11 protein-coding genes and 1 pseudogene are annotated in these 15,052 nt (G+C 61.6%); 2 read left to right on the forward strand and 10 right to left on the reverse strand.

The annotated features are described in order from the left end of the window. Window positions 1-28: 28 nt before the first annotated feature. A complete protein-coding gene (gene ilvD / locus GWG65_RS20415) occupies window positions 29-1,723 on the reverse strand; it encodes a dihydroxy-acid dehydratase (protein WP_275197334.1) in 1,695 nt (564 codons plus the stop codon). 77 nt (window positions 1,724-1,800) lie between these two features. Then, a complete protein-coding gene (locus tag GWG65_RS20420) occupies window positions 1,801-2,784 on the reverse strand; it encodes an ABC transporter substrate-binding protein (RefSeq protein WP_275197335.1) in 984 nt (327 codons plus the stop codon). 176 nt (window positions 2,785-2,960) lie between these two features. On the opposite strand from GWG65_RS20420, the gene GWG65_RS20425 reads away from it, so the two are divergent. After that, a complete protein-coding gene (locus GWG65_RS20425) occupies window positions 2,961-3,869 on the forward strand; it encodes an NAD(P)-dependent oxidoreductase (RefSeq protein ID WP_275197336.1) in 909 nt (302 codons plus the stop codon). Window positions 3,870-3,894: 25 nt separating this feature from the next. Here GWG65_RS20425 and GWG65_RS20430 read toward each other — a convergent pair whose 3' ends face one another. The 6 genes and pseudogenes from GWG65_RS20430 to GWG65_RS20455 form a co-directional block, all read right to left on the reverse strand. Beyond that, window positions 3,895-4,452, reverse strand: a complete 558-nt coding sequence (locus GWG65_RS20430; protein ID WP_275197337.1) for a flavin reductase family protein — start codon at window positions 4,450-4,452, stop codon at window positions 3,895-3,897. Window positions 4,453-4,461: 9 nt separating this feature from the next. Then, on the reverse strand, window positions 4,462-5,691 hold the full coding sequence (locus tag GWG65_RS20435; protein ID WP_342760656.1) for an acyl-CoA dehydrogenase family protein: 1,230 nt from the start codon (window positions 5,689-5,691) through the stop codon (window positions 4,462-4,464). A 109-nt stretch (window positions 5,692-5,800) separates the two neighbouring features. Then, complete coding sequence (locus GWG65_RS20440) at window positions 5,801-7,069, reverse strand: CoA transferase (RefSeq protein ID WP_275197339.1); 1,269 nt, start codon at window positions 7,067-7,069, stop codon at window positions 5,801-5,803. Between the two features lie 229 nt (window positions 7,070-7,298). Continuing rightward, window positions 7,299-7,727 (reverse strand): GNAT family N-acetyltransferase, encoded by a 429-nt coding sequence (locus GWG65_RS20445; protein ID WP_275197341.1) that lies wholly within the window; start codon window positions 7,725-7,727, stop codon window positions 7,299-7,301. Window positions 7,728-8,149: 422 nt separating this feature from the next. Next, a pseudogene (locus GWG65_RS40455) lies at window positions 8,150-8,770 on the reverse strand (phage terminase large subunit); the annotation flags it as partial. 662 nt (window positions 8,771-9,432) lie between these two features. Next, window positions 9,433-9,807 carry a hypothetical protein gene (locus GWG65_RS20455; RefSeq protein ID WP_275197344.1) on the reverse strand — a complete coding sequence of 125 codons (375 nt, stop codon included), beginning with the start codon at window positions 9,805-9,807 and terminating at the stop codon, window positions 9,433-9,435. A 656-nt stretch (window positions 9,808-10,463) separates the two neighbouring features. Here GWG65_RS20455 and GWG65_RS20460 point away from each other — a divergent pair. Next, window positions 10,464-11,984: an FAD-dependent monooxygenase gene (locus GWG65_RS20460; RefSeq protein ID WP_275197345.1), complete on the forward strand. Its 1,521-nt coding sequence runs from the start codon at window positions 10,464-10,466 to the stop codon at window positions 11,982-11,984. 150 nt (window positions 11,985-12,134) lie between these two features. On the opposite strand, the gene GWG65_RS20465 is transcribed toward GWG65_RS20460, so the two are convergent. Continuing rightward, complete coding sequence (locus GWG65_RS20465) at window positions 12,135-13,793, reverse strand: AHH domain-containing protein (RefSeq protein WP_275197346.1); 1,659 nt, start codon at window positions 13,791-13,793, stop codon at window positions 12,135-12,137. A gap of 435 nt (window positions 13,794-14,228) precedes the next feature. Further along, window positions 14,229-14,870, reverse strand: coding sequence for a DUF1629 domain-containing protein (locus tag GWG65_RS20470; RefSeq protein WP_275197347.1), 642 nt, complete (start codon window positions 14,868-14,870; stop codon window positions 14,229-14,231). Window positions 14,871-15,052 lie beyond the last annotated feature (182 nt).

The raw sequence follows: 15,052 nt of genomic DNA on the forward strand, positions 1-15,052 counted from the left end.
GCGGCCATTTTCGCACAGGTGCGGCGCGTCATTCGAACCAGGGCCATTCTGCCGGGCCGTCATGCGTCACCGCTCCACCGGGTGCCTGGCCAACCAGTCGCGCATATTTCGCGAGCGCACCTGCGCGATGACGTGGCGGCCGTGGCTTCCAATCATGCCGTCGCGCCGCAAGTTCCGGCTCGCCGATCAGCAAATCCATACGGCGGCCGGCCGCGTCAATCCGGATCCTGTCCCCGTCGCGAACAAGTGCCAACGGGCCCCCGACAAAGGCTTCCGGGGACACATAGCCGATGCACATGCCGCGGGTCGCGCCGGAGAAGCGTCCATCGGTGATCAAGGCCACCTTCTCGCCCATACCCTGTCCGTAGATCAACGCAGTGACGCCGAGCATCTCGCGCATGCCGGGACCTCCGACCGGCCCTTCGTTGCGGATCACCAGAACCTCGCCTGCCGTGTAGCTGCGGTCGCGTACCGCTACGACGCAAGCTTCCTCGTCCTCGAACACGCGCGCCACGCCTTCGAAGAACTGGCTCTTCAGACCTGCAACCTTGATCACCGCGCCGTCGGGACAGAGATTCCCCTTAAGCACCGCCACGCCACCATCGGGCATGATCGGGGCGCGGGCCGTGTAGACGACCTCTCCATCGGGTGCGTTGGCCGCGCCATATTCTTCCGCAAGTGTGCGGCCCGTGATGGTCAGGCAGCTGCCATCGATGTGTCCGCTCTCGATCAACTCTCGGATCACAACGGCGGCGCCGCCGATGTCGTAGACATCCTTCGCCGTGTACTTGCCGCCGGGACGCAGGTTTCCGATCAATGGCGTCCTGGCAAAGACCTCCCCGACGTCATCGATCGTGAACGGGATGCCGGCCTCGTTCGCAATCGCCGGCAGATGCAGCGCGGCATTGGTCGAACCGCCCGTCGCGGCGACGATTGCCGCGCCGTTCTCCAGCGCTTTGCGCGTCACGATGTCGCGTGGCAGCGGCCCGCCACGTTCCAGCATCTCCATCACCAGCCGTCCGGCGCCCCGGGATATCTGTGCGCGCTCGGTATAGACACCGGGTACCATCGAGACGTTGGGAATGGTGAGACCCATCGCTTCCGACACCATTCCCATGGTATTCGCGGTGAACTGGCCGGCACAGGCTCCGATCGTCGGAAGACACGCACGCTCGATCCGTTCGAGCGTGGCCCCATCGATCTCTCCCGTCATGAAGCTGCCGACGGCTTCATAGGAGTCGAGCACGGTCAGAGTTCGTCCATCCAGGCGGCCAGGCAGCGCACTGCCGCCGTAGATGAAGATGGACGGCACGTTGCAGCGGACCATCCCCATCATCACGCCGGGAAGCGTCTTGTCACACCCGCCATAGCCGATCAGCGCGTCATAGGCGAGACCATGAACGACGGCCTCGATCGAGTCGGCAATCAGTTCGCGCGAAAACAGGGAAAACTTCATTCCCTCGTGATTCATGCTGATGCCGTCGGACACCGAAACCGTCGAAAACTCCCGCGGCGTGCCGCCGGCCTCCTCGATCCCCGCCTTGGCCGCTTCCACCTGGAAGTCGTGCGTCATGTTGCAGGGCGTCTGCTCGCCCTTCATGCTGACGACGCCGACCATCGGCCTGGCAATTGCCGCGTCGTCCAGGCCCATCGCGCGCATGAACGCGCGATGCGGAGCCCGGTCAAGTCCGTCAGTCGTTATCCGTGATCGCAACTTCTTCATATTTGCATCATCTTCACGCAATGTCCCGCCCATGGCGGGGCATTACGACCGGGTTGATCCAACCAACGGCCGATCGCCTACTGCAGTGGCGCGACGATCGTCGGATGCTTGAACTGCGCGACATCCAGCTTCGGCAGCATTCCCGTCTCCGCGTAGATGTCCAGCATCTTCTGGATCGCAGGGAAATTCGGCGCCGCACCCGGGTCGCGGCCGAAATCATTGTCCTTGAGCAGATATGTCTCGAGCACCGGAACCGGCGCCTTCAACACCTCCGACACCACCTTCAAAGTCTCTTCGCGGTTCGCCAGTGCCTTTTTCATGCCCGAGGTGATGTCGCGGACATAAGCCTTGACCGCCTCGGGATTCTTGTCGACGAAATCGGCACGGCAGGCTTCCAGGATGTGCACGATATTCGGCATGACCTGCGACAGCGAGAAGAGCTTGCGGGTGCCTCCTTTCGCCTCCGCGCGCGCGGCAAATGGCTGATTCATGTTGACCGCATCGACGCGGCCCTGGCGCAGGGCGTCTTCGGAGACGGCAAAGCCGACCTCGACGAGTTTGATATCCTTGGACGGATCCACACCATTTTGCTTCAGGAGCAAATTGAACGGCCCTTGCGTCCCGCCGCCGATCACGGAAATCCCGACCGTTTTGCCCTTAAGGTCGGCGATCGTCTTGATCGGGGAGTCATCCATCACCGCCCAATAAACCGAGAATCCGCCGGGCTTCTCGAACACGTGCTGTGCGACGATGTAGGCCTTGAGATTGCCGCCGACCACACCATTGGAGAGCGACAGCGGCGCCTGCGTTGCGCAATCCAGCGCTCCAGCTGCCAACGCCTGCGTCATCGGCGCGGTGCCCTGGAACTGGGTCCATTCGATGTTGTAGGTCTTGCCGATATTGGGAAATTCGGCCGGCCTGCGCATCATCCAGTATTTGGATTCTTCGGCGGGGATCGTCCAACCGACGCGGATCGTCTGCTGCGCCCGTGCGGGACCTCCGGTCGCGAACACGGTCGCCACCGCTCCCAATGCCAGCATCCACGTCGAAACCGTTCGCATCGCGCCCACTCCGTTGCTCCGGCGCCGACAGCGCCACCCAACCCGACCAGGCCAAATGTTTCATGGTTCAAACAATCAAGCAAGCCATGCAGACGGGCCGGTTTCCCGGCGAAATGTACCCTGTAAGGTACGGCGGCGGTCTCGGGCCGTTGCGCCGCGATAGAAGGAGGCAACCTATGGCTGACGCGATCAGGACAAACCCGCAACGCGTCGAGAGGCTGGGCTATCTTGGTCTTGGACTCATGGGGACGCCGATGACCCGCCGCCTGCTGGCGGCCGGCCATCAGGTCACCGTCTGGAACCGCTCGCTCGGCAAGGTCACACCTCTCGTCGAAGTCGGCGCAAGGCGCGCAACGGCGCCGCGCGACGTCCTCGCCAACTCGGACATCGCCTTCATGTGCGCGACAGATGCCGCTGCCGTGGAGGAGGTGCTTTTCGGCGCCGAAGGCCTTTCAGCGGCGCCCGGTGCAGGCAAGCTGGTGGTGGACTTCTCATCGATCCATCCCGATGCCGCGCGCGATCTCGCATCGCGACTGAGAGAGACGAACGGCGCAGGCTGGATCGATGCGCCCGTGTCGGGCGGCACCAGGGGTGCCGAGGAAGGGACGCTAGCCATTATGGCCGGCGGAGACGCGGCGGACATCGAAAGGGTGCGGCCTTACGTCCTCGCCATGGCGCGCAGATTCACCCACATGGGTCCCACCGGAGCCGGTCAAACCACAAAGCTCTGCAATCAGGTGATCGTCGGATGTGCCATGGCCGTCCTTGCCGAGGCAACGCGCCTTGCGACGAATGCTGGAATCGACGCCGGTCGACTGCCCGAAGCGCTTGCCGGCGGCTTCGCCGATTCGATTCCGCTTCAGCTTTTCGTGCCGCGGATGGTTCAGGGCATTCACTCGCCGCCGCTTGGGCACATCGCAACGATGCTCAAGGACCTCGATACAGTCGCCGACGTCGCCCGGGCGACATCGACGCCCGTGCCAATGGCCTCACTCGCCGGACAAATCTTCAGGCTGGCAAAGGCCGCGCGCGGCGCGGATGCCGACGCACTGGAGATTTACAAGCTTTCAGCCGCAGAGCCTTGAGCAGTCGAGAGCGATCTGAAACGCGTTACGCTTTGAGTTCACCATCCGCCAAGAACCTGCCAAACGCCCCACGCGCGAAGAGCAGCGGCTCTTTGGCATTGTACGTATAGGCTTCGACCGCGCCGAGGAAAATCACGTGATCGCCGCCATAGTAGCGGTTGACGGAACGGCATTGGAAATTGGCGACGCTCTCGGCAAGTACGGGAGCGCTGCCGAGCCCCGGGGTCCAGTCAACGCCTGTAAATTTGTCGTCCGAGGATTTGGCGAATTTGTTGGCCAGCGCCTGTTGCGACGCGCCGAGCACGTTCACCGTGAAATGGCTAGCATTCTGGAACACGGTCAGGCTCGATGAATAAACAACGAGACTCCACAGAACCAGTGGAGGATTCAGCGACACCGAAGCGAACGAATTGCACGTCAGACCGTAGGGCTTCCCATCAGGCGCCGCGGCCGTGATGATTGTGACGCCGGTGGCGTATGAGCCGAGCGCGTTGCGAAAATCGCGGGGATCGATCGGCGAGCTATCGCTCGCAAGTTCATTGGCTGAATCAGGGACAGCCGGCTGCTTCGGCAGATCATTCATCGGCCGGCCTCACAGCGTGAGATTTTCGGACGGCAGGCCAAGCGCCACACGTCCATAATTGGTTCCGGCCGTGTCGAAATTGAATGCGAGATGCGAATTGATCGCATGCGCGTCGCGGAATTGCCTCTGCAACACCCCCGTCGTAAACAAACCGCGCGCTCCACTCGCCGCAAACAGCATCGACACTGCATCGGTGCACAGATTGACCGAGAAAGCCCCGTCGCGCCGATATCTGGTCTTGGTCGCCGTGTCGGGAATACGGCCAAGCCGCGCGGCCTCCATGGCCTCGATACAGGCCGAACGCATGATCAGACGCGCAGCGTCGATCTTGGCCGACGCCTCCGCGATCTTGATCTGGGTACTTTGAAAGTCACTCAGCTTGGCACGGTTGTAGGTGGAAATGCGATGACGTGCGACCTCAGCATAGTCGTCCAGGCATGCCTGTGCATTCCCGAGAGCCACTCCCGACAGGACGTAGGGAAACAGCGAGAACACCGGCAATGCGTACAGCGGATTGGGATTGACGTTGCTTCCCGGCGTCGGACCGCCGGCGAGCTCGCCGACGGCGACCGTCATGTGGTCCGCCACAAAGGCTTCCCTGACCTCCACGTCGCAAGAACCCGTACCCCGCAGCCCCGTGACGTTCCAGGTATCGAGTACGTTGTAGTCGCTCTTCGGCAGCAGAAAGATCCGATACTCGATGCCGTCTGCCTCGTCCTCGGAATAGACCACGCTTGCAAGCATGTTCCATTCGCAGGAGGCGACGCCGGAAGAGAACGGCCAGCTTCCGTGCAGCCGGTATCCGCCCTTCACCCGGGTGGCACGGCCGGCAGGAAAGATGAATGACGATGCAATCAGCGCGTCGGCATCCCTTCCCCAAACCAGATCCTGCGCCTTCGCATCGAACATGCCGAGCATCCAATGGTGGCTCGCCAGGTTGGCGAGATTCCAGGCCACGGACGCATCGGCTTGTCCCAGCAGTTCGGCGCAGTCTACCAAGGCAACATAGTCGAGCTCGGAGCCGCCAATGCGCTTCGGCTGGAGCATCCGGAACAGACCGGCGTCGTGGAGATCCCGCTCGGTCTCCGGCGGAAGATGCCTCAGTTCTTCGGTCCGGGCCGCCCGTTCCTGCAGCCGCGGCAGGAGCATCCGGGCCCTTGCGACAATCGTCGCATAGGCGCTTTCGCCGGCTTCCGGCCCGGTGGACTGACCCATGCTCGGCTCTTGACCAGGCGCCATTCCTGTCCCTCGCTTTCAGACAGTTATGCGGCCGGAACCTGACTAAATCAAGCCGATGCAAATCAAAGGCGCGCACGACTGCTGCATGCGACCGGACCAGCCACTTCGCTCACGTCGACGTTGCGGCTTTCCCTGGCCCCAAGGCGCCCTTCCGGACGAGCTCAGCGATCCGACGCGGGTCATAACCAAGCGTCTCGCGCAAGACTTCCTCTGTGTGCTCACCCAGCAGCGGCGCAGCCACGGGATCAACCGCCGTGGTGAAGCTCATGGTAATCGGCGGCTCGATATTGGGGACCCATTCCGCCGTGCGATGTCGGATCTTACTCAGGCGATGGCGCTCACGCGCTTCGGGTGCATTAAACCCCTCCTCGACGGTGCGGAGATAGCCGACCGGGATATTAGCCAGCTTCATCTTCCCCACCCAGTTCTCGAGGCTGTCGCTTGCAAAGACCGCCGCAATGGTCGCGCGCAACAGCTCCTTGTTCTCGGAGCGTGCTTTTCGCGTGGCGAACTGCGGATCGGTGATGAGATCAGGCCGCTTCAACACATCGACCACCAGGCGGCGATAGAGCCGGTCATTGGCGCAGGCCATGTAGAGCGGCCCGTCAGATGCCTCGTAGACGCCGACAGTGGGAGAGCCGCTTGGCGAATTGCCGAACCGACCTGGATTTTGTCCATTGATCAGATAGGCCATACCATAGAAGCCGGTCATCGCCATAGCGATGTCGAACAGGGCGACCTCGACATGCTGGCCGCGACCGAGCCGATCCCGCGCAAGCAGGGCCAGCAGGATGGCATTGCACGCTGACATGCCCGTTGCCATGTCCACGATGGGTGGGCCGGTACGAACTGCCGGGCCATCGGCAAATCCGTTGAGCGACATGAACCCGCTTTCGGCCTGGGTGATGGGATCGAAACCGGGACGGGAAGCAAACGGCCCGGTGCGCCCATAAGCCGAGATCGAGCAATAGACCAGCCGCGGATTGAGCGGCGCGACCGCTTCGTAATCGAGGCCGAACTTCTTCATGACCCCGCTCGAAAAATTTTCCACGACCACATCCGCCTTGCGGATCAGGTCCCGCGCCACGTCGCATGCCTCCGGCACGCTCAGATCGAGCGCGATGTCCTGCTTGTTGCGGTTCAGGCTGAGATAGGCTGCGCTCTCGCCGCCAATCTCAGCGTGCTCATAGGCGCGCGTATCGTCGCCGCCGTCCGGGTTCTCGATCTTGATGACGCGGGCGCCGAAGTCGGCAAGCGTCTGCGTGCAGGCCGGCCCCGCCACAACGCGCGTAAAGTCAACGACCAGCAGACCATCAAGTGCAGTCGGCGCTCCCGTCGTCCGCGGCGAACGTTCCGGCAATTGAGGCTTGGTGGGCATCGATAGGGCTCCCTTATATCGGCTTGTGGTCGCCGACTTTCCTGCAAGAACAAACTTAAAGCCTGACGCCGCGGACTTCGCAAGTGCTTCGCTCACCTCGCCTCAAAACGCGAAACGGCCCGGCAGCCGTCGGGCTGCCGGGCCGTTGAACATGCTGCGCCAGGTCTTCGCGCGCCATTCTACATTACGAGAGTCACGTTCCGCATCACGGGAAACCCTGCTCCATCGCTCAGCGCAGCCACTTTCGCCAGTACAGCGTATGCGACCAGGCCCACGGCACCTTGGGTTCGTAAAGCCGATAGCCCGCCTGAATAAAATTATTGGCAGACACCGGATTGTCCGTCGTATCCGAGACGATGCTGTTCCATCCGATACGCCGCCCTCTCGCCTCGATGGCTCGCATCAACCTGAGCTGGAGCCCCCGCCCCCAATGCCGGTGTAGGACACCGACCCTGGAGAAGTACCCGCTCTTTCGCGCGTGAGTCGACGGCACAACGCCGGCGAAAGCGATCGCCTGATCATCATGATAGGCGAGCCACCACGCACCCAGCTCAAACCGTGGCAGGGTTGCACCATCGAGGAATGTCAGCCGGTGCAGATCGCCGAGAGTCTCGGCAATCTCATCTTCACCCGCATCGACCATACAAATTCTGTACATCGAATGCCCCATACATCGCATGCCCAATGCGACTGGCTGATCCTGAGCGCCAGCGACGCCAGCCTCCCCACCGTGTAGGTCTATTTGCCCAATACGACCTTGACGCCGAGCCAGACGGCTCCCATCAGACCGGTGGCAATCACTGTGATCACCGCCTTGAATGTGTAGCTCTGCGCCTGTTCCACGCTCTTCCGCCACCGGCGCAAGTGCTGGAAATCCGCTCTGAGTTCGTTCCCGACCCACTGCGCGATCCAGATCGTGAAGGCATCCGCCGCGGCTCCAGCGCCACCGATATCGATGAAGGCACGCAGCGGCAACAGCGGATCCACAGCGACTTTTCCGATCCGACCCTGCGCGCGCGCCTCCGACAGCAGCGCGGCGAAATAGGCGCCTTCGAAGGCGCGTGCATATTCGCCTTCCCAGATGTGGTCGTAACGCTCCGGATAAAGCTTTTGGTCGAGCAACCGCTCCTCCTCGAGCACATCGGGAAACCACGGGTTGTCGCGCCAGTTCGCCTTGACGATGACGGACCCGTCCGGTCGGCGCCCCCGCAGAAAGTCGTCGATCGCATCACTCTTGCGCCGCGGATTCCAGCTCGCCCACAGCTCGGAATCTTTTGCGCGGATGGTCGGTCGCAACAGCGCGAGGCTGCGCGCGCTGAGAGATTGCGCCTCGTCGATCCAGGCGATGCGGAATCCCTCCAATGACTTGATCGAGTCCGCCGTGTGATCCTGAAGCCCGCGAAAGATGATCAACCCGTCGCCGGGCGTCTCGATCTTGTCGCTGAAGAACTTGAACCCGTGGCCGAGACCGAGGCTCGCGATCTTGCCCTCGATCAGCCGCTTGGAAGACTGTGCCAGCGTCCGTTGCGCCTCGCGGATGCAGACCGCGAGCGTGCCGCGCTCGGCCTGGCAGGTCTCAACCAAGAGCTCGCCGAAGAAATGCGATTTGCCCGAGCCGCGCCCGCCATAAACGCCCTTATAGCGCGCGGGTTTCAACAGCGGCTCGAATATCTCAGCGGTTGGTATTTTCAGGATGGACAATGGATGCGCTCGCTCGCCTCATCGCAGGCCCGTGCGCCTTCCACGGTCCCGAATTGCGCCGTATGGGCTAGTAGTGTGCGGTTGGAAACCGTCGGTCGGTGGCAGCATTCGTCGCAGGGCATCTTCCCAAGACATCTGTCTTTCCACTTCGTTGAATGGATCGAGGGCAAACCAGTTAGCCAAAACGCACGTCGCTTGCTCAACCCATGGTCGATCTACTATTCTGAGGTTTAGTCCGGACGAGCTGCACGCTTGTATCGCGAACGCAACAAGAAGAGCTGATCTGAGCTCTATCGATTGTCATCGCGCCGGGCATGGCGGGCCACTGCAGGCGCCTCGAGGCCAGGAGGCCGTCAGCGCGCAATATATGGCTCTACGCCAGACCGGGAGAATTTTGATGTTCAAGAAGATCGACGACAAGACCGTCATCCGCTGGATCATCAAGGATGGACACTTCACCGGCGAGGGCCGAACGCTGTCCTATTGCAGCGACCAAGGTGCAGCGCGACTACACCCGGGCAACGCCGGACCGGTATGCCGACCAAGAACTAGCGAGAGGATTTTCGAGACGAGAAACCCGCGGCCAATTGCTCGGCGCGGGCTGAACCAACTGAATCTCGATGATGCCATTCTGCCAGTGTTTTGCCCGACGAGTCAAACGATCAATCGAAATTCCGAATCGAGATTTCTGCCAGCTCAGACGTCACGCCCCCGGCACCGGCGCCGCCAGCGCTTTGCGGATGCACGATGATGCGCTCGATTCGGTGAACCAATTCCAGCGACCCGCCGTCGCCATTCTCGATCGGCTGCGTAGCCTTGCCCCAGCCGCGATCGAGAATGGCATTGGCCGCGGAAACGCGCGCGGCCGGCGTTGCATCATCGCTGCGCATGATACCGACGAGAACCCTGATGGCTGTTCGGGTGTGACTGCGCGCCAACGAGCGGATTTCGGTCAGCGTCCGTGCCTTGGACGCTCTCCTGGCGGCAGGCAGGCGGACGGGGCCACCGTCATGCCTGCATTCGATGTCGTCACTCATGAAAACGTCTCACACAAGGCAATCGCGAACAGGCCCGCAAGTGCGAGCGATATCAGGTACGCGGTCATCGCTTCTCCATGAAAACAACGGTGCGGCAGATCGCGAGACGAAGCGCGATCGTTTCGGGCGCGAACCCTATCCCCGTGTCATCCGGGGACCGCAGCGGCGCGGAGCGAGTGGCCCAGCGCCGCGGGCCGGCACGTTCGCGCGTGCACGGCCAATAAACAGGTTCGGACGGCGGCGCGCCGATCGGCGCTCCAGTTCTGCGAGTGCGTGGCCGTAATGCGGTCGCCGTCCGATTGCGAACCGAGACGAAAGAACCCGCGGCGGATTGCTCCGCGCGGGCTCAACAAACTCGTCTCGATGATACCATTCTGCCGGTGTTTTGCCCGACGAGTCAAACCTTGTGTTGAGCGAGGCTGCCGTCACACGAAGCAAAAATGAAAAAGCCCGCCGCAGATTGCTCCACGCGGGCTGAACCAAGCTTCTTTCGATGATGCCATTCTGCCAGTGTTTTGCCCGACGTGTCAAACATCGTCGGACACGACAGAACAGCCTGTCCTCCCAGCTTGATATGTGGTGCGCAAGGGGCTTGCTTCAAGTCCCTGATCATCGCGTAGAACCCCCGGCCCAAGCACAACTCGAGGGGTCACGAGATGTCTGTACTGCTTCCGCGCGGCCGGACTGAGCGCACCGCAAGGAACTCGGCGCCGACCAAACATGCGGTGTTGATCGCCGGCGGCGGCCCGACCGGGCTGATGCTCGCGGCCGAGCTCGCGCTCGCCGATATCGACGTCGCCATCGTCGAGCGGCGCGCGACCCAGGAGCTGGTCGGCACGCGCGCCGGCGGATTGCACGCGCGCACCATCGAGATCCTCGATCAGCGCGGCGTAGCTGGCCGCTTCCTCGCCGAAGGCCAAGTCACCCAGCTCGCAGGCTTCGCCTGGACGAGGCTCGACATCAGCGACCTCCCAACCCGGCACGCGTGCGGGCTCGCGCTGCGGCAGAGCCAGATCGAGCGCATCCTGGCCGACTGGGCCAGCGAGCTCGCAGTGCCGATCTATCGGGAGCGCGAGGTGACGGGCTTCGTTCAGGACGAGACCGGCGTCGACGTCGCGCTGTCGGACGGCGGGTCGCTGCGAGCAAACTATCTGGTCGGCTGCGACGGCGGCCGCAGCCTGGTGCGCAAGGCCGCCGGAATCGACTTCGTCGGCTCAGGTCCAACGCTCAGCAACCTCATGGCCGAGGTCGAGATGAGCGCGGAGCCGGCCTGGGGCCTGCGTCACGACACGCTCGGCTTTCATGGCCTGAGCAAATCGGAGAGCGGGCGCGTGCTGGTCGTCGTGACGGAAGCGACGCTCGAGCGCACCGGCAAGCCCGGCTTGCGCGATCTCAGCGACGCTCTCCTCGCCGTGTACGGCACCGACTTTGGACTCCATAGCCCCTCCTGGATCTCCGGCTTCACCGACGTGAGCCGGCAGGCGGCGTCGTACCGCAAGGGGCACGTGCTGCTCGCCGGCGATGCCGCGCATGTCCATCACTCCGTCGGCGGGCAAGGCCTCAACACCGGCGTGCAGGACGCGGTCAATCTGGGGTGGAAGCTGGCGCAGGTGGTCAAGGGCGTTTCGCCGGAGAGCCTGCTCGACACCTATCACGCCGAGCGCCATCCCGTCGCCGCGCGCGTGCTGCGCAACACCATGGCGCAAATCGCCCTGCTCCGTCGCGCCGACGACGGCCTCATTGCCGCACGCGAAGTCATGTCCGAACTGCTCGCCATGGACGAGCCGCGCCGGCGCATTGGCGCGATGATGTCGGGCCTCGACATTCACTATGATCTCGGCGAAGGACACAAGCTGCTCGGGCGCCGCATGCCCGATCTCGACCTCGTGGTCCACGGCCGCCCGCAAAGACTGTTCACGCTGCTGCATCGCGCCCGGCCCGTGCTGCTCAATTTTGCCGAGGCGCGCGCCCTCGACATCACGCCATGGGCCGATCGCGTCGACAGCATCGACGCCAGCTACGACGGCCCGTGGCAGCTTCTGGCGATCGGACAGGTCGCCGCGCCGCAAGCGGTGCTGGTGCGGCCCGATGGTCACGTGGCCTGGGTGGGTGATGCGAGCCGGCACGGACTTGCGCAGGCCTTGACTGCGTGGTTCGGACCGGCTGGGACGACGTAGCGCACGATCTCTCGCGCACCGTCGAAACAAACAAAGCCCGCGACATCCCGCGGGCCTGATCCGAACTCTTTCGATGATGCCATTCTGCCGGTGTTTTGCCCGACGAGTCAAACGATCGATCTGGCATACGCACGGCTCTGTAAGCAATCTTTACTCCGGCCGAAGGAACGGCCGTATCCAGCGCGAGAACCACTCCTCAGCGTCATTGCGCGGATTGCCTGGGCCATCCACTCCGAAGATCGGTGGCGGAATGAGGTAGCTCGGCTCATCCCCGAACATACCGATCGGCTTGCTCATCTGCGATGGTCGACCGTCAGCGATCGGCATGGTCCAGTTGCCAAACCGGTCGTTGAATTCCGTGGAAGGCAGATATGGGACTGGCACACTCCCGGACACGAACACGCTACCCGCGTTTGACGCGCTAACTCGGGTGAGGCGTCGAATTTCTTCGGGCGCGAGAGTTCCTGCGGCAGGAGCGGCTGGCGCTTCTTGTGTGTTCGATGGCTGGGCAGGCATGGTGCCGGCCGGCGTGTTGGTCCAGTTTCCAAAGCGATCGGCAAAGGTGCTGCCGTGAGCTGCATCTTGATCAAGCGACGCCGATGCGGTCAGCGGAGCACCGAACGTCGATGAGGCGGGATAGCCGCCGTTAGTGGTGCTTCCTGCAACACGGGCATCGACGAACGTGTTGTACGCAGGTGCTCCCGTCGAGAACACGCCTCCGCCGGTAGTGGCCGCGCCCCCTGTAGCATCGGCCCTGATGTCCTGCGCCCTTGCAACGCTAGTACCTGCCGCGACGCCTGCTCCTAACAGGAGGAGCCAAGCGGGAATGAATGGGGCCGCTATACCGAGAGCGGCCCCTCCGGCCAACCACGGCAGAAGATCCTGGGCCAGCGATGAGCCGTTTGCCGACGGATAGCCTATCAGCGAATTCTCGTAAAATGGAAGTGGCGCCCCGGTTGCCGGATCGTATCTGAGAACCAATGGGTCTGACGGCGTTGCCGTTGTCGGCGGCAATTGACTGAGTTGTTGCTCATTCGGACTCAGCACCGGAAAACCTGGCAATCCATTGGCCAGGCGCGGGTCAATTCGCGTAAGCCCCTCTGTTTTGCTAAGATCGGCGAGAGAAGGCGGAGCAAAGGCCGGTAGCGATGGAACATCCCCCGGATTAATCGGTGCTGATGGCGGTAAGCGGAAAATGTCGTCAGCCGCTGTGAAGTTGGATTCCCAGCCTGTGCCGCCCAAATTTCGATTTCTCGAAGTAATATTGACGCTGGGATTCTCTGTGATTGCCTCACTCAGCTGCTTCTCTCTCAGGGCATTCCGTAGGATTGCCGACCATTGGATCAGATGACTCTGTCCTGTCTCTGAGCCCTCCCGTGAGAGATTTCGCGAAGCTTGGAGCTGAGCCGGATTGCCCTCACGATACGTCCTATAGTTTTCGACCACTCGCTTGATTGCGCTGATGACTTCTTCGCGGGTCTTTCCAATTGGTACATTGGTGTAAAGATCGCCTTTTGTGAAACCGATCCGCATCGCGTCGATCAAGGCTTCTATTTCTGCAGCACGAATTTCCGGGTCGGCAATTTGTTCAATTTGATTGAGCACTCTATCCACGGACTCGTAATATTCAGGCATGTGCCCGCCGGGATGCGGCGATATGCCCATTCTTTTAGCCAGCCCATGATCGGCCGGCAAATAAATCCGATTTCCGGGAACGTGAACTCCAAGCTTTTGCCTATCGATGCCCCTAAATGCGCGGTGGTTCTCGAATTGCTTCGGAATAATGTGGTGGTCTATCAGAATTGACATGCTTAGGCCCCCAATGCTCGATATTTCGAGCCGGGTTGAATCGTCCTGGCGGACTCGTTTGGCTGGTTGGGAACTTCACCGGACCTTTGGGAACGGTCACGAAGGAAGCGAGCTGCCGCCGAAATGCGGATCGCCGTTTGCGCCGTCAACGCAAGCGGGTACAGCGCGCCCAGGGAGCTAAGGTAACTTGCGAGCTCTCTGATATTCGACCTTTAGGCGAACTTACCGCGAAGCATAAGGGTAGGGTCAGCTTCGCAACCGACGCAAAGCCTCACTCAATCCTGCACCCGCAGCGAACGACGGCAACGTGTCAAGAAAGGACGTAGTACTGGTGTTGCCGTAAGTTTTTCTCGGTTCATGTTTCCAAGCATGACCACGAAACAAGCTCTCGGCCAGGGGATGACGCCCAGGCAACCGTCCCGAACAGCTCAGTTGCTAGAAGAAGTGACCAAGGGTCAGAACGTCTCTGAACAATAACCCCTTCAGCCCTGCTGACTTGCAGGCGTCTTTCAATTCTCCATCGCATATGATGCGACTGTCATAATACGCCATCCGAAATATGTGCGCGTTGCCGATGACTTCCTCCCTGAAGATCAGCTCGGTCTCCCCGGTGAACTCGTAGACTTTTCTGCCGAAGTCTTCATAGCGTCGATCATCGCGGATGCTACTCTTCACCCGCGTTTTTGACTCATCCAGTGCGTCTAAAACCCGGACAACGTCGCAAAGCCAGTAAGGCGATCCCTCCCAAGCACCTCGCGGGGTGCGCACAGTGCACGGTACGAATGAAAAACCTTCCGGATCGATGGATTCGAACACGAGCTTCGCCCGGTCGGAGATCAGCCAATATCTGCGATAGATTTCTAGATCCCGCGGCATACGCCCGAGCGATTTTTTGAACATGAACCGCGGAGGCTCGATCATACCCGTCAGACCTCCCACTTCATCCGGAAGAACACCCTCGTTCTCCATGTGGAATCCAAGCGATCCGCCTCTGAGGTAGTCAAAGGTGATATGATAAAACTTGCGCTGGTCCGGATTGGATCGCCTTGTGCTCGATTTCGGATTTTTCTGGCTCATTCGTTATCCGGTGTTTGTCCATCGGGCGCAGCTTTGCTCCACGCTTCCTTCAGACCCCACCTCGCGATGGAGCCCTTGCGCTTTGCTAATCCTTCGCCGCCAGGCTGGATAGAAGACTTTCACCTCCAAACTGTCGATCATGCTCGGCACACAACAAAAGAGACCCGCGGCACCACCGCGGG

This window comes from Bradyrhizobium sp. CSA207 (assembly GCF_029051685.1).
In the GTDB taxonomy this organism is placed as follows: domain Bacteria; phylum Pseudomonadota; class Alphaproteobacteria; order Rhizobiales; family Xanthobacteraceae; genus Bradyrhizobium.

Bases quoted from the DNA above. Each gene is read 5' to 3' on its own strand.
- GWG65_RS20435 (WP_342760656.1), bottom strand. From the start codon at position 5,691: ATGGCGCCTGGTCAAGAGCCGAGCATGGGTCAGTCCACCGGGCCGGAA.
- GWG65_RS20465 (WP_275197346.1), bottom strand. From the start codon at position 13,793: ATGTCAATTCTGATAGACCACCACATTATTCCGAAGCAATTCGAGAAC.
- GWG65_RS20470 (WP_275197347.1), bottom strand. From the start codon at position 14,870: ATGAGCCAGAAAAATCCGAAATCGAGCACAAGGCGATCCAATCCGGAC.
- GWG65_RS20445 (WP_275197341.1), bottom strand. From the start codon at position 7,727: ATGTACAGAATTTGTATGGTCGATGCGGGTGAAGATGAGATTGCCGAG.
- GWG65_RS20430 (WP_275197337.1), bottom strand. From the start codon at position 4,452: ATGAATGATCTGCCGAAGCAGCCGGCTGTCCCTGATTCAGCCAATGAA.
- GWG65_RS20460 (WP_275197345.1), top strand. From the start codon at position 10,464: ATGTCTGTACTGCTTCCGCGCGGCCGGACTGAGCGCACCGCAAGGAAC.
- GWG65_RS20425 (WP_275197336.1), top strand. From the start codon at position 2,961: ATGGCTGACGCGATCAGGACAAACCCGCAACGCGTCGAGAGGCTGGGC.
- ilvD (WP_275197334.1), bottom strand. From the start codon at position 1,723: ATGAAGAAGTTGCGATCACGGATAACGACTGACGGACTTGACCGGGCT.
- GWG65_RS20420 (WP_275197335.1), bottom strand. From the start codon at position 2,784: ATGCGAACGGTTTCGACGTGGATGCTGGCATTGGGAGCGGTGGCGACC.
- GWG65_RS20455 (WP_275197344.1), bottom strand. From the start codon at position 9,807: ATGAGTGACGACATCGAATGCAGGCATGACGGTGGCCCCGTCCGCCTG.
- GWG65_RS20440 (WP_275197339.1), bottom strand. From the start codon at position 7,069: ATGCCCACCAAGCCTCAATTGCCGGAACGTTCGCCGCGGACGACGGGA.